This is a genomic window from Micromonospora sp. LOL_015, from assembly GCF_048060275.1.
Classification (GTDB): Bacteria; Actinomycetota; Actinomycetes; order Mycobacteriales; family Micromonosporaceae; genus Micromonospora_E.
Genome location: NZ_JBHMIO010000005.1, coordinates 100,423 through 119,452, shown reverse-complemented (window position 1 = coordinate 119,452; position 19,030 = coordinate 100,423). Strand labels below are relative to the sequence as shown.

The 19,030-nt window shown below is 72.2% G+C and carries 18 protein-coding genes; 15 read left to right on the top strand and 3 right to left on the bottom strand.

Annotation, left to right across the window (positions count from 1 at the left end; genetic code table 11):
* Nucleotides 1-58: 58 nt before the first annotated feature.
* Together ACFHWU_RS07350 and ACFHWU_RS07345 are read left to right on the top strand one after the other, a co-directional pair.
* On the top strand, nucleotides 59-1,633 hold the full coding sequence (locus ACFHWU_RS07350) for an ABC transporter permease (RefSeq protein WP_416590152.1): 1,575 nt from the start codon (nucleotides 59-61) through the stop codon (nucleotides 1,631-1,633).
* A gap of 100 nt (nucleotides 1,634-1,733) precedes the next feature.
* Entirely contained in the window at nucleotides 1,734-2,054 is a 321-nt protein-coding gene (locus ACFHWU_RS07345; RefSeq protein WP_416552038.1) for a hypothetical protein, read from the top strand.
* 21 nt (nucleotides 2,055-2,075) lie between these two features.
* On the opposite strand, the gene ACFHWU_RS07340 is transcribed toward ACFHWU_RS07345, so the two are convergent.
* Nucleotides 2,076-3,065: an ABC transporter ATP-binding protein gene (locus ACFHWU_RS07340; RefSeq protein WP_416552037.1), complete on the bottom strand. Its 990-nt coding sequence runs from the start codon at nucleotides 3,063-3,065 to the stop codon at nucleotides 2,076-2,078.
* Between the two features lie 2 nt (nucleotides 3,066-3,067).
* Between ACFHWU_RS07340 and ACFHWU_RS07335 the strand changes: the two genes are divergently transcribed.
* From ACFHWU_RS07335 to ACFHWU_RS07320, 4 genes are all read left to right on the top strand, one after another.
* Nucleotides 3,068-3,760 (top strand): ABC transporter permease, encoded by a 693-nt coding sequence (locus ACFHWU_RS07335; RefSeq protein WP_416552036.1) that lies wholly within the window; start codon nucleotides 3,068-3,070, stop codon nucleotides 3,758-3,760.
* A complete protein-coding gene (locus ACFHWU_RS07330; protein WP_416590151.1) occupies nucleotides 3,757-4,497 on the top strand; it encodes an ABC transporter permease in 741 nt (246 codons plus the stop codon). Before ACFHWU_RS07335 ends, ACFHWU_RS07330 begins: the two co-directional genes overlap by 4 nt.
* Nucleotides 4,498-4,735: 238 nt before the next feature.
* Nucleotides 4,736-5,740, top strand: a complete 1,005-nt coding sequence (locus tag ACFHWU_RS07325) for a glycine betaine ABC transporter substrate-binding protein (protein WP_416552034.1) — start codon at nucleotides 4,736-4,738, stop codon at nucleotides 5,738-5,740.
* Between the two features lie 113 nt (nucleotides 5,741-5,853).
* A complete protein-coding gene (locus ACFHWU_RS07320; RefSeq protein WP_416567933.1) occupies nucleotides 5,854-7,494 on the top strand; it encodes a hypothetical protein in 1,641 nt (546 codons plus the stop codon).
* Between the two features lie 7 nt (nucleotides 7,495-7,501).
* Here ACFHWU_RS07320 and ACFHWU_RS07315 read toward each other — a convergent pair whose 3' ends face one another.
* Together ACFHWU_RS07315 and ACFHWU_RS07310 are read right to left on the bottom strand one after the other, a co-directional pair.
* Nucleotides 7,502-8,692 carry an NADH-quinone oxidoreductase subunit D gene (locus ACFHWU_RS07315; protein ID WP_416552032.1) on the bottom strand — a complete coding sequence of 397 codons (1,191 nt, stop codon included), beginning with the start codon at nucleotides 8,690-8,692 and terminating at the stop codon, nucleotides 7,502-7,504.
* 123 nt (nucleotides 8,693-8,815) lie between these two features.
* Entirely contained in the window at nucleotides 8,816-9,847 is a 1,032-nt protein-coding gene (locus tag ACFHWU_RS07310; protein WP_416552096.1) for an SAM-dependent methyltransferase, read from the bottom strand.
* Nucleotides 9,848-9,963: 116 nt separating this feature from the next.
* Between ACFHWU_RS07310 and ACFHWU_RS07305 the strand changes: the two genes are divergently transcribed.
* The 9 genes from ACFHWU_RS07305 to ACFHWU_RS07265 all read left to right on the top strand — a co-directional run bounded on the left by ACFHWU_RS07305 (nucleotide 9,964) and on the right by ACFHWU_RS07265 (nucleotide 18,936).
* Complete coding sequence (locus tag ACFHWU_RS07305) at nucleotides 9,964-10,920, top strand: Rossmann-like and DUF2520 domain-containing protein (protein ID WP_416552031.1); 957 nt, start codon at nucleotides 9,964-9,966, stop codon at nucleotides 10,918-10,920.
* Nucleotides 10,921-10,925: 5 nt separating this feature from the next.
* On the top strand, nucleotides 10,926-11,831 hold the full coding sequence (panC, locus tag ACFHWU_RS07300; protein WP_416552030.1) for a pantoate--beta-alanine ligase: 906 nt from the start codon (nucleotides 10,926-10,928) through the stop codon (nucleotides 11,829-11,831).
* On the top strand, nucleotides 11,831-12,277 hold the full coding sequence (gene panD / locus ACFHWU_RS07295) for an aspartate 1-decarboxylase (RefSeq protein ID WP_416552029.1): 447 nt from the start codon (nucleotides 11,831-11,833) through the stop codon (nucleotides 12,275-12,277). The genes panC and panD overlap by 1 nt, the downstream gene beginning before the upstream one ends.
* Before the next feature lie 179 nt (nucleotides 12,278-12,456).
* Entirely contained in the window at nucleotides 12,457-13,362 is a 906-nt protein-coding gene (locus ACFHWU_RS07290) for a septum formation family protein (RefSeq protein WP_416552028.1), read from the top strand.
* A 106-nt stretch (nucleotides 13,363-13,468) separates the two neighbouring features.
* On the top strand, nucleotides 13,469-15,163 hold the full coding sequence (locus ACFHWU_RS07285) for an L-aspartate oxidase (RefSeq protein WP_416552027.1): 1,695 nt from the start codon (nucleotides 13,469-13,471) through the stop codon (nucleotides 15,161-15,163).
* Nucleotides 15,148-16,077, top strand: coding sequence for a carboxylating nicotinate-nucleotide diphosphorylase (nadC, locus tag ACFHWU_RS07280; RefSeq protein ID WP_416552026.1), 930 nt, complete (start codon nucleotides 15,148-15,150; stop codon nucleotides 16,075-16,077). The genes ACFHWU_RS07285 and nadC overlap by 16 nt, the downstream gene beginning before the upstream one ends.
* A 16-nt stretch (nucleotides 16,078-16,093) precedes the next feature.
* Nucleotides 16,094-16,852, top strand: coding sequence for a type III pantothenate kinase (locus ACFHWU_RS07275; protein ID WP_278172014.1), 759 nt, complete (start codon nucleotides 16,094-16,096; stop codon nucleotides 16,850-16,852).
* A gap of 107 nt (nucleotides 16,853-16,959) precedes the next feature.
* Nucleotides 16,960-18,477, top strand: a complete 1,518-nt coding sequence (lysS, locus tag ACFHWU_RS07270; RefSeq protein ID WP_416552025.1) for a lysine--tRNA ligase — start codon at nucleotides 16,960-16,962, stop codon at nucleotides 18,475-18,477.
* A 108-nt stretch (nucleotides 18,478-18,585) separates the two neighbouring features.
* Entirely contained in the window at nucleotides 18,586-18,936 is a 351-nt protein-coding gene (locus ACFHWU_RS07265) for a histone-like nucleoid-structuring protein Lsr2 (RefSeq protein ID WP_123603817.1), read from the top strand.
* The last annotated feature ends 94 nt before the right edge of the window (nucleotides 18,937-19,030 follow it).

Below are 19,030 nucleotides of genomic sequence, written 5' to 3'. Positions count from 1 at the left end.
CCGGGCCACCGCGCGGACGCCACACGCTGGTCGATTGAGCGACCAGAGGAGACGCGGTATGGCGTACGACGATTCGCCTTATCGCCGGCGGAACGCGAGCACCTCGGATCCGACCGGCCACCGTCAGCCCGGCGACACCCGCTACGGCGACACCCGCTACGGCGACACCCGCTACGGCGACACCCGCTACGGCGACGCGCGGTATCCGGCGGCCGAGCCCGGTCGGCGCGGCCCGGCCGGCCACTCGACGAGCTCCTTCTCCACCGTTGCGGACTTCTCCACCACCGGACGCTCCACCACTGCGGACTTTGCCGCGACCGGGAACTCGCCCGCTGCCGCGGACCGGCCCACGCATGGCTCCTCTACCACCCGGCACAGCCGCCGTCGCCTGACGTCCACCGCGCTCGACGACGTCTTCGACGACCCCTACCACGGCGAACGCGGCCGGGACCGACTCGGCGTGCACCTCGTCTGGGAACTGATCCTGCTGCTGGCGGTCGGTGGGATCGGCTATCTCCTCTACCAGGTCGACCCGGGCCTCACCAGCGCCGGCACCCGCGATCCGCTGCTGGTCTACGCGACCGGGCTCGGCCTGTTCGCGCTCGCCGCCGGGATCACGCTGCGCGCCGGGGCGCCGAACCTGGCCATCGGACCGGTGGCGGTGGCCGCCGCGCTGCACTTCGCCGAGAACGGCGACAACGGCGTGGTGCCGGTGCTGGTCACCGGCACCATCTGGGCGGTGGTGCTCGGCGCGGGGACGGCGCTGCTGGTCACCGGCCTGCAGGTGTCCGGTTGGGCGGGCAGTCTGGTCGCCGCCTGCGTGGCGGTCGTCTTCATCCAGCAGCGGTCCGGCCCGGTCGACCTGCAGGGTGCCTTCGACCCGACCGGCCAGGCGTTCGTGCTCTTCGGCGGCTTCGTCGTGCTGGCGTTGCTCGGTGGATCCCTCGGCACGATCAAGTCGATCCGGCGGGGGGTCGGGCGGTTCCGCCCGGTTGCCGATCCGGCCGATCGGCGGGGCGGCGTCGCCGCGCTGGTCACCAGCGGTGCGCTGATCCTGTCGATGGTCTTCGCGGTGGTCGGCGGGGTGCTGCTGGCCGCCGTCGGCAACGGCCCGGTCAGCCCGTCGGTGGGGCTGGAGTGGACAGCGGTGGCGATCGGTGCGGCGCTGCTCGGCGGGACCAGCGTATTCGGCCGCCGGGGCGGTGTCTTCGGGACCGTGTTGGCGGTGATCGGCCTGACCCTCTTCATCAGGTACGCAGAGCTGCGCGACCTCGACATCGCGCTGTACGCCACCGGTGCCGTCGCGGTGGTGGTCGGGCTGGCGGTGACCCGTCTGGTGGAGACGTTCGGCCGGCCACGGTCGACGTCGGTCGACGACGCCGACGAGGCCCAGGAAGCCGAGCAGACCGCAGGCGAGTCGACTGGTGAACCCGAGCCGGTCTACTACGACGGTCAGCCGGCGGACTGGTCGGAGCCGGCCCGGACCGAGGCCGGGTGGCCATCCGACCCGCCAACCGGCGGCCAGCAGTCCTGGTCGGCCTCCCTGCCCGCCCAGCCGGCGCCGGCCCGGGACCGCTGGGACACCAGCGACAACTGGGGCGCCGACGACCACTGGGGCACCGAGAGTCGCTGACCCACGCCGGCTCGCCTGGCCTGCCGCCGGCCTGCCTGACCCGCCGACAAGCCCGCTAGCTACCGAGCCAGCGACGGGCCGGCGGGTTAGGCTCGCGGGCATGACCGAATCGCCGGCCGCGAACCACGCCACGCCGACCTTCGAGGAGCTCGATCAGCTCTCCACCGAGCAGTTGCGGGAGCAGGCGTTCGAGCTGGCCCGGCAGCGTAAGGACCTGGGCTTCTTCTGGTCGATAACTCAGCGGCTGTCCCGGGCCGACGACGCCAGTGAGCTGGACGGCGCGCCGAACTCGATCGGCCCGACCGTCGAGGACGCTGTGGCGCTGTGGCGGGAGTTCACCGGCCACGAGTACGGCGAGTCGGAGCCGTTGCTACGGGCAGCGTTCATCGACTACCTGCTAAGGCCCGGGCAGCGGAGCTGACGCAGGTCAGCCGGCATCGGGTCAGCTGGCGTCGAGGATCCGGCGTCGGCTCACCACGCCGATCGGCTGGTCGGCGTCGTCGACCACCCGGGCGTGCTCCGCGCCGGTGACCAGCAACCGGGCCAGCGCGTCGTAGAGCGAGGTACCCAAAGCGAGGGTGGGCAGCCCGGCCGGAACCGGGTCCGCCGGTTCGTCGTCGAGCAGTTCGCGGCTCACCGGGGTGACCGCGAGCCGGCGGATCGCCCGGTCGGCGCCGACGAACTCGGTCACGAACGGGGTCGCCGGCCCGCCGAGTAGTTCGGCCGGTGCCGCGTACTGCTCCAGCCGGCCGCCTTCGGACAGTACGGCGATCCGGTCGCCCAGCCGTACCGCCTCGTCCAGGTCGTGGGTGACCAGCACGATTGTCTTGCGTACCTCGGCCTGCAGCCGGAGGAACTCCTCCTGCAGCCGGCCGCGGGCGATCGGGTCGACCGCGGAGAACGGCTCGTCCATCAGCAGAACGACCGGGTCGGCGGCAAGCGCCCGGGCGACGCCGACCCGCTGGCGTTGTCCGCCGGACAGTTCGTGCGGGTAGCGCTTGCCGTACCGGCCCGGTTCCAGCCCGACCAGGTCGAGTAGTTCGTCGGCGCGGCGCCGGATCCGGTCCCGCTGCCAGCCGAGCAGCCGGGGGACCGTGCCGACGTTGGCCCGGATGGTCTGGTGCGGGAAGAGCCCCACGTGCTGGATCACGTACCCGATCCGGCGGCGCAGCAGTACCGGGTCGACCTGGGTGACGTCCTCGTCGCCGAGCATGATCCGCCCGGTGGTCGGCTCGATCAGCCTGTTGATCATCCGGAGCACGGTGGACTTGCCGCAGCCGGACGGGCCGATCAGCACCACCAACTGGCCGGCGGGGATCTCCAGGGAGAGGCTCTGTACGGCGCGTGTCCCGTCCGGGAACCGCTTGCCGATGTCGGTCAAGGTGATCGCTGCCGCGCCGTCGGCGTCGGTGTCCCGCACGGTACCGTCCACCTGTGTCCTTCCACCTGCTCGCCGGCCGGGCTGACCCGGGTAACCCGTGGTTCTCCGGTCAGTACATCCAGGACAACTGGTCGACGATCGTCGCCGCGTTGACCGAACATGTCGCCCTGACGGTACAGGCGGTGCTGATCGCCGCGCTGCTGGCGGTGCCGCTGGCGGTGGTCGCGTACTGGTTCCGGTCGCTGACCGGGCCGATCCTCGCCCTCACCGGCGTGCTCTACACCATCCCGTCGCTGGCGCTGCTCGCCTTCGTCGCACCCTACGTGGGTGCGACAAATCCCGCGTCGGTGCTGATCGCCCTGGTGCTGTACGCGTTGCTGCTGGTCGTGCGCAACTCGCTGGCCGGGCTGAGTCAGGTGCCGGCGGCGACCATCGAGGCGGCCGACGGGATGGGGTACGGCCGGTTCGGTCGGCTGCTGCGCATCGAACTGCCGTTGGCACTGCCCGGCATCATGACCGGCTTGCGGCTGGCCACGGTCTCCACGGTCGCGCTGGTCACCATCGGCTCGCTGATCGGCTACGGCGGCCTCGGTGATCTGATCTTCAGTGGCTTCCGGAACAACTTCTACAAGGCCCAGATCCTCACCGGTACGCTGCTGAGCGTGGCGCTGGCCCTGCTGCTCGACCTGCTCCTGGCGGGTGCCGGTCGGCTGCTGACGCCCTGGGCCCGGCGGGTCGCCCCGTGAGCCGGCGGACCGTGGCGGCGAACCCGATCGAGCAGGCGGTGACCTGGCTCAACGACCCGCTCAACTGGACCAACCCGGGTGGGGTGCTGGACCGCCTCGGTGAGCACCTGACCATCTCGGCCGCCGCGGTCGCGGTCGGCTGCCTGGTGGCCTGGCCGGTCGGACTGTGGCTCGGGCACATCGGCCGGGGCGGCGGCCTGGTGGTGCTGGTGTCGAACCTGACCCTGGCGGTGCCGACCATCGCCCTGCTGTCCATTCTGCCGTTGACCTTCCTGGGTTTCGGTAAGCCGCCGGTGATCCTGGCGTTGGCGGTGTTCGCCGTACCGCCGCTGCTGGCCAACGCGTTCACCGGGATCCGGCAGGTCGATCCGCAGGTGCGGGAGGCAGCTCGGGGGATGGGGCTGTCCGGCTGGCAGGTGCTGCGCCGGGTCGAGTTGCCGCTCGCGGTGCCGTACCTGGCGGCCGGGTTCCGGACCGCGGCGGTGCAGGTGGTGGCGACGGCGGCGCTGGCGGCGTTCGTCAACGGCGGAGGTCTCGGGCAGATCATCAGCGCGGGCTTCGGGTTGGGCATCTCGATCGGCGGCGGCCAGATCCTCGCCGGCGGTCTGTTGGTGGCGACCCTGGCGCTGATCACCGAAGGGCTGCTGGCGGTGCTCGAACGGGCGTTCACTCCGCGGCCGCTGCGCCGGCCCGGCCGGCGGGCGAACGAGCAGACCAGCGCGGTCGGTTCGGGTTGAGCGCGTCGCTTTCCGTCTGGGCCGGATGACGATCCGGTGACAACCGATCTTCATCTGTTGTCGGACCCTACGTTGAGGATGTTCGGTAGAGGGAACGGGTGACGGCATGCCGGCACGGGCCGGGGCCCCGTCGCGGCTGCCGTGCTGCCCGCAGCACGCTCGCGCGGGCATGTGCCGCGCCCGTCGGACACGCGGCCGGCCCGATGGGGTCGCGCCGGGACACAGGAGGCGGGCAATCATGCATGCACGGACACGTATCGCCCTGAGCGCGGTCGGCGCGCTCACCGCGGCGGGGTTCCTCGCCGCATGTGGCGAGGCGGGGTCTTCCGGCACCGAGGCGCCGGATGCCGGCGCGTCCGGTGCTGGCTGCGCACCGGTAGCCGGAGACCAGCTAGTGGTGCTGACTGACGACAAAAAGCTGCAGAACACCGACAACATCGTGCCGGCGGTCAACGCCGACGCGGCATCGCCGCAGGTCGTCGCCGCCCTGAACAGGGTGTCGGCCGCGTTGGACACCGAGAAGCTGATCGGGCTCAACCGGGCGGTCGACGTCGACCGGCAGACGCCGCAGGCCGCGGCCGAGGAGTTCGCCGCCGCCGAGGCCCTGACCGACGGTATCGAGACCGGACCGGGCGGTGAGTTGATCGTCGGCGCGGCCAACTTCAGTGAGAGCGAGACCCTGGGCGAGTTGTACCGGATCGTGCTGACGGCGGCGGGTTACGACGTCACCGTGCAGCAGATCGGCAACCGTGAGCTGTACGAGCCGGCGCTGGAGACCGGGGAGATTCAGGTGGTGCCGGAGTACGCGGCCACCATGGCGGACTTCATCAACAACAAGGTCGCGGGGGAGAACGCCCCAGCGATCTCGTCGCCGGACCTGGACGAGACGATGACCGGGCTCCGCGAGGTCGGCGAGCAGGTCGGCATCGTCTTCGGCGAGCCGTCCGCGGCACAGGACCAGAACGCGTTCGCGGTGACCAGTGCCTTCGCCGACGAGTACGGCGTTCGTACGCTTTCCGACCTGGCGGAGAAATGCTCCGGTACGGCGACCGTCCTGGGCGGTCCGCCGGAGTGCCCGCAGCGTCCCAAGTGCCAGGAAGGGCTGGTCGAGGTGTACGACTTCCGGGCCGGCGAGTTCAGCTCCCTCGACGCCGGTGGGCCGCAGACCAAGACCGCGTTGACCACCGGCGAGATCAGTGTGGGTCTGGTGTTCTCGTCGGACGGGGCGTTGGCGACCGGCTGATTCTCCTGGCCGGCGCGGGCTTTCGCCGGCCACCCGGGCTGTGGAGCCTACCTTCTCGGACAGCAGGCGGTACCCGTTCCGTTGATCTGTAGTTGTCGGTAGGCTCCACAGCCATGTCCGCTCCCGAGGCCGAAGAGGAGCCGCGCCGCACGGTTCCGCTCAAGTGGCTTACCTGGGGTGGCCTGGGCCTGGCGCCGCTGGCTGCGCTTTTGCTGTTACTCGGCGACGGCGACGGCTCGTTGCGACTGGCGATGGTGATCGCTATCGCGTCGGTGGTGTTGATCGGATTGTCAATCACCTTGCGTGGCGGTGTGGAAACTATGCGCGCCGACATGGAGGATGCGCTCGTCGAGGAAATGGATGTGCTCCGCGAGGACGTGCGCAACGACATTTCCACCGCCGTCCGGGCGACGCACCGCGCCTTCGGCGAAAAGATGCAGGTGGTTCAGGACGACGTCGAGGCGCTTAGTGGCCAGCTGGACGTGGTCCGTGCCGAGATCGCCCGCAGTGAACCGGCCCGGGAAAAGCCGGGCGGTGACCGCGCCGGCTACGACCGGTTCGATCAGGCTGCTCCGGCGTCCGCCGTACCGGCGGCAGTGCCGGCCTCCGGCCCGACCGGGGCTGCTGGCTACGGCGGCCAGTACGGCTCCGGCAGCCAGTACTCATCCGGCGGCCAGGCCGGTCGCGCCTCGGTCCCGGCGGTCAGCGGCACCGTACTGCCCCGCCAGCAGGGGCCGAACGGCGTCGTTCGGCAGCCGGAGACCGTCCAGGTGAGCACCCGGCACGTTGTCGACCCACGGGCCGACGACGAACCCGCCGGCACGGTGTACGGCGGGACCCGGTACGGCGGCCGGGGCGGCGAGTCCATTGACGGTGAGTGGTCCGCACCGGCGACCCGTGGGCGGCGTTCCGCCGAGCCGGACGAGGAGTCGTGGGCCGAACGTCGGCTGCGCGACCAGCCGGAGGAGCGCTGGTCGTGGAGCGGCGGCCGGGACGACAGCGGCGAGCAACGGTACGGCGACCGACCCGTCGACCGGTGGGACGTCGGGCGGGCCGACGGCTTCAGCACCGGGTCGCCGGCCGAGCGGTGGCAGCCGGCCCGCGACGACGACTACCCGCCGGCCCGGTCCGGAGTCGGTGCCCGTAACGGCCGGTACCCGCAGGACCGGGGTGACCTGCCGGGGCCGGGCGGTGACCGGGTTGCGGACGAGCCGCCGTGGCGGGACGCCCGGTGGGACCAGCGGATGGCCGACCCGCCGCCGGACGGCCCGGGGATCAGCGGGACCGGCCGGCGTGCGGCGCTGCCGGCGTTGCCGGCCGGCAGCGGCGCCGAGTCGCCTCCAGCCTGGTCGTCGCCGGCCCGCGATCCACTCGACGACGAGCCGGTCCGGCGCAGTCGCCGGTACCGGGACGACGAGGACGACGTCGGTCGGCGGTTCCGCGACGAGGAACCGCCCCGCCGGTACCGGGACGACGAACCGGCGGATCCGGGCCGGCGCTACCGCGACGACGCGTCCGGCCGGCGCTACCGCGACGACGAACCGCCCCGCCGGTACGCGGAGGAGGGCACCGCCGGCCGCCGGTACCGCGACTACGACGACGAGCCGGGCCGCCGGTACCGCGACTACGACGACGGTGCCCCGGGCCGGCGCTACCGGGACCCGGACGACGGTGGCCGGCGGTACCGTGACGACGACGGTCGCGGCCGCTACCGTGACGACGTCGACTTCCCCGACGACCGCCGCTGGCGGTAGGCCGGCGTCACTTGTCGATGTCGCCGACCACGAAGAACATCGAACCGAGGATTGCCACCAGATCCGGCACCAGGCTGCCGGGGATCAGCGTCGCCAACGCCTGCACGTTGGCGTAGGAGGCAGTCCGCAGCTTGAGCCGCCACGGGGTCTTCTCCCCCCGGGAGACGAGGTAGTAGCCGTTGACCCCGAGCGGGTTCTCGGTCCACGCGTAGGTGTGGCCCTCGGGTGCCTTGACCACCTTCGGCAACCGTACGTTGACCGGCCCGCTCAGCTGGTCGACCCGGTCCAGACAGCGGCGGGCCAGGTCGAGTGAGGCGTACACCTGGTCGAGCAGCACCTCGAACCGGGCGTGGCAGTCGCCGGCCCGGCGGGTGACCACCGGCACGTCCAGCTCGCCGTAGGCGAGGTACGGCTCGTCGCGACGCAGGTCCAGGTCCAGCCCGCTGGCCCGGGCGACCGGTCCGGAGGCGCCGAACGCCGCGGCCGTCGCCGCGTCGAGCACCCCGACCCCGACCGTACGGGCGAGGAAGATCTCGTTGCGCCGAATCAGCCGGTCCAGGTCGGGCATCCGGGCCTCGACCTGGCCGATCGCCTCCCGGGCCCGGCGGGTCCAGCCGGCCGGCACCTCCTCCTTGAGGCCGCCCACCCGGTTGAACATGTAGTGCATCCGTCCGCCGGAGACCTCCTCCAGCACGGCCTGCAGCGTCTCCCGCTCCCGGAACGAGTAGAACACCGGGGTGAGCGCGCCGATCTCCAGTGGATACGAGCCGAGGAACATCAAGTGGTTGAGCACCCGGTTCAGTTCGGCCAGCGCGGTCCGCAGCCAGGTGGCCCGCTCCGGCACCTCGATGCCCATCATCCGTTCAACGGCGAGCGCCACACCCAGCTCGTTGGCGAACGCGGACAGCCAGTCGTGCCGGTTGGCCAGCATGATGATCTGCCGGTAGTCGCGGACCTCGAACAGTTTCTCGGCGCCACGGTGCATGTAGCCGATCACCGGCTCGCAGGAGACCACCCGCTCGCCGTCGAGGACCAGCTTGAGCCGGAGTACGCCGTGCGTGGACGGGTGCTGCGGGCCGATGTTGAGCACCATGTCGGCGGTGTCCAGCCCGGCGCCGGTGCCGACGGTCAGCTGGCGGAGTCCGTCGGCCGACCCGGCCGGGGGCAGCGAACCGGTGTCGGTGTCCATGCCGGCCATCGTCGCACGCCGGCTCCCCGCCGCGCGGTCAGCGGCGGCGCCGGGCCTGCCCTCCTGCCGGGCCTGCCCTCCTGCCGGGCCTGCCCTCCCGCCGGGCCTGCCACCTCAGACGGGACTCGGTTGTCAGGCCAGCAGGGATTCGACATCGACGGCCAGCCCGACGGGTTGGACCAGCCACCAGTGCCCGCCCAGCCCATCCGGGTCGGTGAGTTCAGCGGCGGTGCCGGCGGCGGCCAGCGCGGCCACGTAGCCACGCGGGTCGGTGCCGGCCAGGGCCAGCGGCGGTCGGCGGCCGTGCACCCCGAGTCGGTGCAGCGCGTCCCGTTGCTGGCACAGCAGGTGGCCGGCCCCGCCAGCGGCCGCCGATCCGGCGGCGGCGACCGCGTCGATCGCCACGTGGGCGGTGAGGTCGCAGGAGCCGTCGGGGACCGGGGCCACCGTACGGCCGGCCCGGAAACCGGCCAGGGTGCCGGTGACCGGGCGGTCGGCGTACCGGTGGCCGTAGTCGACCGCCACGGCGACGCCCCGGCGCAGGGTCCGTACCGCCGCGGCCCAGGCCTCGTCGCGGGGTCGACCGATCTCAGCCTGCGCCCCGTCCGGCAGCGGCGGCCACCAGCGGGCCAGCCAGGCGGAGTCGGCGGCTCCGAGTTCCCCGCCGGGGTGCTGCCGGCCGGTTGCCGGGTCGACCAGCAGACAGCGGAGCCGGTCACCGTCGCGAACGGCCAGATCGAGCGGTACGTTGTCCAGCCACTCGGTGGCGACGAGCAGCCCGGTGGTTCGCGTCGGCGGTGCGGCCCGCCATTGGACCGGTTCGGGCAGGCCGGCCGGCCGGGGTGCCGGGTCGACGCCGGTCAACCGGATCCGGTCGGCGAGCGTTCCGGGCGTGTCTGCGAAGGCGCCCGGCAGGTCGGTGAGTAGCCGGTGCACGGCGCCGAGCAGCTCACCGCCGCCGGCTCCGACGTCGACCAGGTCGACCGGGTCCGGGTGGCCGAGCAGGCGGTCGACCTGACCCAGCAGCCGCAGCACCGCCCGGGCGAACGGCGTACCGGTCTGCGCGCTGGTCGAGAAGTGCGCTGCGGGCACCGGGGTGCTGCCGGTCACATAGAAGCCCTCCGGCCCGTACAGCGCGGTGGAGATGGCGTCCCGCCAGGTCAGCACCGGGCCACCCTAGACCAGCGGGTGAAGGTTTTCACACACCGTTGTTTCCGGCCCGTTGCCCCGGCGCATACTGGCGTCGACCGGTACCCCCGTTTCGAGGACTGGATCACATCATGAGCGCATCGGCGCGCCCGACGACGGTGGAGGTTCCCGCCGCCCGGGTGACCGGCCCTGCTGTCGGGGTCGTGGGCGCCGGTCGGGTCGGCGCGGTGCTCGCCGCCGCCCTGACCGCCGCCGGCCATCGAATCACCGCGGTCTCCGGCGCCAGCACGGCCAGCCGGGACCGGATCCGTCGGCTGCTGCCCGGCGTCGAGCCCCGGCCGGCGGCCGACGTCGCCGACGCCGCCGAGCTGCTGATCCTCGCGGTGCCCGACGACGTGCTGCCGACCGTGGTGACCGACCTGGTGACGGCCGGCGCGCTGCGGTCCGGCCAGGTCGTGGCACACACCTCGGGGTCGCACGGTCTCGCCGTGCTGGCCCCGGCCGCGGCGACCGGCGCCGCCCCGCTGGCGATGCACCCGGCGATGACCTTCACCGGCGAGCGCGGTGACCTGGACCGGCTGCCGGGGATCAGCTACGGGGTGACCGCCGTCCGGCCGCTGCGGCCGTTGGCCACCCGCCTGGTGGCGGCGCTGGGCGGCACCGTCGAGTGGGTCGCCGAGACGGACCGGGTGCTCTACCACGCCGCCCTGGCACACGGCGCGAACCATCTGGTCACCCTGGTCAACGAGGCCGGCGACCGGCTGCGCGACGCCGGGGTCACCGACCCTGCCCGGGTGCTCGCGCCGCTGCTGCGCGCCGCCCTGGACAACGCCCTGGCGCACGGCGACGCCGCGCTGACCGGGCCGGTGTCGCGCGGCGACGCCGGCACCGTGGCCCGGCACCTGGACCGGCTGGCCGAGACCGCTGCGGAGAGCCTGCCCAGCTATCTGGCGTTGGCCCGGCGTACCGCCGACCGGGCGATCGCCGCCGGCCGGCTGCCGGCCGCCGCCGCGGTGCCGCTGCTCGACGTGCTGGCCGGTCGGGAGCCGGCCGCCACGTCGGGCCGACGTCGGGAGCGGGTCCGATGAGTGCGATGAGCCAGGCCTCGGCCGCGCCGACCACCCCGACCGCGCCGGCCGGGCTGCAGGTCGTCTGGACCCGCGCCGAACTCGCCGCGCTGCGCGCCGGCTGGTCCGGCTCGGTGGCGGTGGTGATGACGATGGGCGCCCTGCACGACGGGCACGCCGCCCTGCTGCGTGCGGCGGCGGCCCGCGCCGACCAGGTGATCGCCACGATCTTCGTCAACCCGCTGCAGTTCGGGCCGACCGAGGACTTCGACCGGTACCCCCGCACCATCGACGACGACCTGGAGGTGTGCCGGCGGGCCGGGGTCCGGGCGGTCTTCGCGCCGGGCCGGGCCGAGGTCTACCCGGACGGTGCGCCGCAGGTTCGGGTCAACCCCGGGCCGGTGGGGGAGATTCTGGAGGGGGCGAGCCGCCCGGGCTTCTTCCACGGCGTGCTCACCGTGGTGCTGAAGCTGCTCCAGATCACCCGACCCGACCTGGCCTTCTTCGGTGAGAAGGACTACCAGCAGCTCACCCTGGTCCGGCGGATGGTGCGCGACCTGGATCTGCCGGTGACCATCGTCGGCGTGCCGACCGTCCGTGAGCCGGACGGGCTGGCCCGGTCCAGCCGCAACCGTTACCTGTCGCCCCGGCAGCGGCAGGTGGCGCTGGGGCTGGCCGGCGCACTGCGGGCCGGCGCGGCGGCGGCCGCCGCGGGCGCTTTGGCCGACGAGGTGCTGGCCGCCGGCCGGGCCGCCTTCGACCGGCACACCGGCGGTGTCGCCGAGCTCGACTACCTGGCGCTGACCGACCCCGAGCTGGGGCCGGCGGTGCCCGGTCCGGCCCGGCTGCTGATCGCCGCCCGGGTCGGTGACACCCGGTTGATCGACAACGCCCCGGTGGAGCTGACCGGCTCCCGATCGGAAGGATCCTGATGCTGCGCACCATGCTCAAGTCCAAGATCCACCGGGCCACGGTGACCCAGGCCGATCTGCACTACGTCGGTTCGGTCACCGTCGACGCCGATCTGCTGGACGCCGCCGACCTGCTGCCCGGAGAGCAGGTGGCGATCGTCGACGTGACAAACGGTGCCCGGCTGGAGACGTACGTCATCGAGGGGGCCCGGGGTAGCGGGGTGATCGGCATCAACGGGGCGGCAGCCCACCTGGTGCATCCCGGCGATCTGGTGATCCTGATCGCGTACGGGCAGTTCACCGACGCCGAGGCCCGCGTATACCAGCCCCGGGTGGTGCACGTCGACGCCGCCAACCGGGTGATCCAGCTCGACGCCGACCCGGCCGGGGCACCCGCCGGGGTGGTCGGCGACCCGGTCCGCGGCGACACCGCCGTCGACTGGCCGGTGGTCGCCGGCAGGCCTTAGCGTGGTGATGGTTGCCGGTAGGCCTTAGCGTGGTAGTGCCGCCACGGCGGGGCGGACCGACGCCCCGGTCGGGTGGGCAGCCGTCGACCGGAAGTCGGGCGGTGACCGTACGGTCACCCGAAGGCGTCGTATGCTCGGCGGTCCGGACCGCCTGCCAGCCAGCCCGTGGGAGGGACTCGATGCGCCGATGGACCGCCGCTGTCGCGGTCGGTGGAGCGCTTGCGCTCGGCCTGACCGGGTGTGGCCTGCCCGCCGGGGTGGACGGTGAGCTGACCAACAGCTGGCAGCCGATTCCCGAACCGAGCCCGTTCGTGCCGCCGGCCGAGGTCTGCCACCCGGGGGACTTCGCCGAGACCGCCTACCTGTCGTCGTACAGCCCGGTCGACTGCGCGGCCCCGCACCGGGTGGAGACGGTCCACGTCGGCACGTTCGGCGCCGAGGCGGCGGAGGCGACCGCGCCGCCGGCGCAGGGTTCGCCCGAAATCCGCGTCGCGTACGCCGAGTGCGACTCCGCGACCAGCGAGTTCGTCGGTGCCGACTGGCGGCTCGGCCGGCTCTGGGTGGGGGTGGCGGTGCCGTCCCCGGCAGCCTGGGAAGGCGGCGCCCGCTGGTTCCGCTGCGACGTCACCGAGGTGACCGACGTCGAGGACAACGGCGGTACGGCGTCGCGCACCGCGAGCCTGCGGGACGCGCTGGCCGAGCCGTCGCCGCTGCACCTGACCTGCTACGCGGTCCGCAACGACGACAACGGCGCGATCGACACCATGCCGGCCGCGGAGTGCGACGAGCCGCACAACGCAGAGTTCGCCGGGGTCTGGCAGGCACCGGACATCGAGTATCCGACCCAGGACCGGGACTGGGCCCAGTTCCACACCGAGTGCCGCAAGGTGATCGGCCGGTACGCGGACGTACCGCTCGACGGCAACCTGCAGTTCCGGACCGGGGTGATCTCGCTGCCGGGCGGTGCCGCCGAGTGGGCGGCCGGCAACCGGGGCGTCCGCTGCTACCTGTGGCTCGACGAACGCAACGTCGAGCGGTCACTCAAGGACACCGGCACCGAGGGCCTGCCCATCCAGTACGAGTAGTGACCGACCTCATGTCGGCCGCCGCCTGGCGCCCACCCGGGTGCACCGGCACACATCCGTCCGCCCCGGCTGCCCGCCACCGGGGCCGACGCGGTTGACTCTGCCCATGCGACTGCGTATCCCGGACCTGCCCGAGCTGCCCGGCCGGCTCGCCGCGCCGGACCCCGGCTGGGTGGAGACCACTGACGTGGTGGTCGTCGGCTCCGGTATCGCCGGTCTGACTGCCGCGCTCTATCTGCGGGAAGCCGGGCTGCACGTCACCGTCGTGACGAAGGTCAACATCGACGACGGGTCGACCCGGTGGGCGCAGGGCGGGATCGCCGCTGTGCTGGACCCGCTGGACACCCCGGCCGCGCACGCACAGGACACCGAGACGGCCGGCGTGGGGCTCTGCGACCCGGACGCGGTCCGGGTGCTGGTCGAGGAGGGACCGGCCAGGATCCGGGAGCTGATCCGGGTCGGCGCCGAGTTCGACCGGGACGCCGACGGTGTGCTGCTGCTCACCCGGGAGGGCGGTCACCGGGCCAACCGGATCGTGCATGCCGGCGGTGACGCCACCGGCGCCGAGGTGCAGCGGGCGTTGCACGCTGCGGTCCGTCGGGACCCGTGGATCCGGCTGGTCGAGCACGCCCTGGTGGTCGACCTGCTGCGCGCCGCGCCGGCCGCCGACGGGGAGCCGGCCCGGGCCTGCGGGGTCACGCTGCACGTGCTCGGCGAGGGCTCCCCGGACGGGGTGGGCGCGATCGTGGCCCGCGCCGTGGTGCTGGCCACCGGCGGGATGGGGCAGATCTTCGCCACCACCACCAATCCGGCGGTCTCCACCGGCGACGGGGTGGCGCTGGCGCTGCGGGCCGGCGCGGCAGTGGCCGACCTGGAGTTCGTCCAGTTCCATCCGACGGCCCTGGTGGTGCCGGGCGCCGCCGGCGGCAGCGGCCAGCAGCCGCTGGTGTCCGAGGCGCTGCGCGGCGAGGGCGCGCTGCTGCTCGACCCAGACGGCAAGCGGTTCATGCTCGGCCGGCACGAGCTCGCCGAGCTGGCACCGCGCGACGTGGTCGCCAAGGGCATCCACCGGGTGATGTCGGCGGTCGACGTCGACCACGTGCAGCTCGATGCCCGACATCTGGGCGGCGAGTTCCTGGCCCGGCGCTTCCCGACGATCGTGGCCTCCTGCCGGGCCATCGGGATCGACCCCGCCGAGGAGCTGATCCCGGTGGCACCGGCCGCCCACTACGCGTCCGGCGGCGTCCGCACCGATCTGCACGGCCGCACCACCATTCCCGGCCTGTACGCCTGCGGCGAGGTGGCCTGCACCGGGGTGCACGGCGCCAACCGGCTGGCCAGCAACTCGCTGCTGGAGGGCCTGGTCTTCGCCCGGCGGATCGCCCGGGACATCACCCGCGACCCGCCGCCGCAGCTGGAGCCGGCCGGCGCCGGCCGGGTGGCTGACCAGGCCGACGGCTGGTTGCTGCCGGAGCAGGCCCGGCAGCCGCTGCAACGGGCGATGAGCCGGGGCGCCGGGGTGCTACGTTCCGCCGCGACGCTCGACGGCACCGCCGCCGAGCTGCGCCGGCTCGCCGGTGGCCGGGGCACGCCGGGCACCGCCGGATGGGAGGCGACTAACCTGGTCACCGTCGCCACCGCGTTGGTGGCGGCGGCGTACGCCCGGCAGGAGACCCGGGGTTGTCACTGGCGTGACGATTTCCCGTCGGCGGCCGAGAGTTGGCTGGGGCATCTCATCAGCGCGCTCGGCCCGGTCGGGCAGCCCACTCTCACCTGGGAGCCGTCATGCGTAGCGAGGTGACCGTCGCCGCGTCGCGGGCCTGCGGTCTGGACCCGGACGTTGTCCACCGGGTGGTGGCCACCGCGTTGGCCGAGGATCTCGGCCCGGACCGGCTGGACGTGACGTCGGCGGCCATCATCGACCCGGGGCAGTTCGGCACGGCCGAACTGGTGGCCCGCTCCGCCGGGGTGGTGGCCGGTCTGCCGCTGGTCGCCGCCGTGTTCGACGCGGTGCCGTCGGCAGGCACGCCGGTCGAGGTGCGGCTGCACCGCTGCGACGGTGACCGGGTACCGGCCGGTACGGTGCTGGCCACGTTGACCGGCCCGGTCCGTACCCTGCTCACCGGCGAGCGGACCGCGCTCAACCTGATCAGCCGGCTCTCCGGGGTGGCCACCCACACCCGGGCCTGGGCGGACGCCCTCGCCGGGTCGAAGGCGACCGTGCTGGACACCCGCAAGACCACCCCCGGGCTGCGGCTGCTGGAGAAGTACGCGGTCCGGGTCGGCGGTGGTGGCAACAAGCGGATGGGTCTGTACGACGTGGCGATGGTCAAGGACAACCACAAGCTGGCCGCTGGCGGGGTGGGCGCCGCGTACCGCCGGGTGCGCGAGGCCTTTCCCGGCGTACCGGTGGAGGTCGAGGTGACCACATTGGCCGAGGCGGTCGAGGCGGTCGAGGCCGGGGCGTCGTTCCTGCTCTGCGACAACATGTCGCCGGAGCTGCTGAGCGCGGTCGTCGCCGAGGTGGGTGACCGGGTCGAGGTGGAGGCCACCGGCGGGTTGACCCTGGCCAATGCGGTCCGGTACGCGCGAACCGGGGTGGACTACCTGTCGGTCGGGGCGTTGACCCACTCTTCGCCGATCATGGACATCGCGTTGGATCTGCGACCGGCCGGTGCTGGCGCGTCGGCCGGTGCCGGCCGACGCGCCGGTTGACCGTCGAGGGGACGACATGCTGCTGTGCATCGACATCGGTAACACCAATACGGTGCTGGCCACGTTCAACGGGGACAAGCTGGTGCACTCGTGGCGGATCAAGACCGACGCCCGGTCGACCGCCGATGAGCTTGGCCTGATGTTCCGCGGGCTGCTCGCCGGGGACTCGGTGGAGCTCACCGGGGTGGCTGCCTGCTCGACCGTACCGGCGGCGTTGCGTTCGTTGCGGACGATGCTCGGCCGCTACTACGGCGACATTCCCAGCGTGATCGTGGAGCCGGGGGTGCGGACCGGGGTGCAGTTGGCGATCGACAACCCCAAGGAGGTCGGCTCGGACCGGGTGGTCAATACGCTCGCCGCGCACACCTTGTATGGTGGCCCGTCGATTGTCGTCGACTTCGGCACTACCACCAACTTCGACGTGATCAGCGCCCGGGGTGAGTTCCTCGGCGGGGCGTTCGCTCCCGGCATCGAGATATCCTTCGACGCGTTGTCGGCCCGCGCCGCCCAGCTGCGCAAGGTCGAGCCGACCCGGCCCCGGTCGGTGATTGGTAAGAACACCGTAGAGTGCCTGCAGTCCGGCATGTACTTCGGTTTCGCCGGCCAGGTGGACCGCATCGTGGAGCGGATGGCGGCAGAGTTGGGGCAGCTCAGCGCGGTTATCGCGACGGGTGGACTGGCCCCGGTGGTGATCGGTGAGTGTCGCACCATCACCCACCACGAACCGATGATCACCCTTATCGGCCTGCGGATGGTGTACGAGCGGAACACCTGATCCCCGTCGCGGCCTTGTCAGCTGCGTCACAGAACCTTGGTTGAGTACGCTCGTGGCCGGACCGTGACCACGAGGTCGCACCGTTGTCCGTACCCCCTGTGTTGAGGATGCCCACCGTGACCGAGCACGTGACCGTACCCGACGATTCCGCAGCGGATCTGCCCGAGCAGATGCGGGTGCGCCGGGAGAAGCGGGACCGGCTGCTGGCCCAGGGCACGGAGCCCTATCCGGTCGGGTTCCCCCGGACCACCTCGCTGGCGCAGCTGCGGGAGCGCTTCGGCGACCTGCCGACCGACACCGCCACCGGCGAGCAGGCGGCGGTCACCGGCCGGGTGATCTTCGTCCGGAACACCGGCAAGCTCTGTTTTGCCACTCTGCGTGAGGGTGACGGGACCGAGTTGCAGGTAATGCTGTCCCGGGACCGGGTCGGTGCCGAGCGGCTGGAGGACTGGAAGCGGCTGGTCGACATCGGCGACCACGTGGGGGTGGCCGGCGAGGTGATCACCAGCCGCCGGGGTGAGCTCTCGGTGCTCGCCGATTCGTGGCAGATCACCGCCAAGGCGCTGCGTCCGCTGCCGGTGGCGCACCGGCCGTTGAGCGAGGAGGCCCGGGTCCGGCAGCGGTACGTCGACCTGATCGTCCGCCCGGAGGCGCGCCGGACCGTGCGGACCCGGGCGACAGTGCTGCGTACCCTGCGCGACTCGTTCCACCAGCGGGGCTTCACCGAGGTGGAGACGCCGATGCTGCAGGTGCTCCATGGCGGCGCGGCGGCCCGGCCGTTCGTTACGCACAGCAACGCTCTTGATGTTGATCTGTATCTGCGAATCGCTCCTGAGCTATTCCTCAAGCGCTGTGTGGTCGGCGGCATCGACCGGGTGTTCGAAATCAACCGCAACTTCCGCAATGAGGGGGTTGACTCCTCGCACTCGCCCGAGTTCGCCATGTTGGAGACCTACGAGGCGTACGGGGACTACGACACCATGGCGCGGCTGACCCAGGATCTGGTCCAGGAGTGCGCGAGTGCGATCAGTGGGTCACATGTGGTCACCCATGCCGACGGGTCGGAGTTTGACCTTGGCGGCCAGTGGCGTACGGTGACTCTGTACGGAGTGTTGTCGGAAGCTCTCGGTGAGGAAGTCACTGTACGGACCGACCGAGCGCAGTTGCTGCGTTACGCCGAGAAGTTCGATGTAGCTGTGGACCCGAAGTGGGGTCTGGGCAAGCTGGCGGAGGAACTCTTCGAGGAATTGGTCGTGCCGACTCTGCTCCAGCCGACCTTCGTGCGGGACTACCCGGTGGAGACCAGCCCGCTGACCCGGGCGCACCGCGCCGAGCCGGAGCTGGCCGAGAAGTGGGACCTCTACGTGCGCGGGGTCGAGCTGGCGACCGCGTACAGCGAGTTGGTCGACCCGGTGGTGCAGCGGGAGCGGCTGGTGGCTCAGGCGCGGCTGGCCGCCGGCGGTGACCCGGAGGCGATGCGCCTCGACGAGGACTTCCTCCGGGCCATGGAGTACGGAATGCCGCCGGTCGGGGGCATGGGAATGGGAATCGACCGGTTGCTCATGGCCCTGACCGGCCTGGGTATTCGCGAAACCATCCTCTTCCCTCTGGTCCGTCCAGAGTAGTCGGCCAGATTTTTTCGGGGAGTTTGCGCGTCCTATTGACGGCTGGCGCATCTTTCGGGCTATTGTGCTCTTGATTGCGGGAGAACGTGCTCGGAAGGACAACGGCCTGTGGCCAAGCAGATCATTCACAAGCTGGTCGACGATCTGGACGGCGGAGACGCCGACGAGACCGTCAAGTTCGCCCTCGACGGCGTCCAGTACGAGATCGACCTCTCGGAGAAGAACGCGGACAAATTGCGGCAGGTTTTCGCTCCGTACGTGGCTGCTGGTACCAAGATCGGCCGCGGTGGCGTGGTCGTAGGTGGTCGGGCCGCGCGGGGTCGGGGCGGTGCCGCCGCCGACCGTGAGCAGAACCGGGCGATCCGGGCCTGGGCGAAGAAGGAAGGCAAGGAGATCTCCGACCGCGGGCGCATCCCGCAGGAGATCGTGGACGAGTACCACGCCAAAGCCGGGCGCTGATCGTCCCAGGTGTGCCGCTGCCGACCAGCCCTCGTCGGCCGGTCGGAGCCAGTGACACGAGGTACGGATGTCCCATCCGTACCTCGTGTACCTT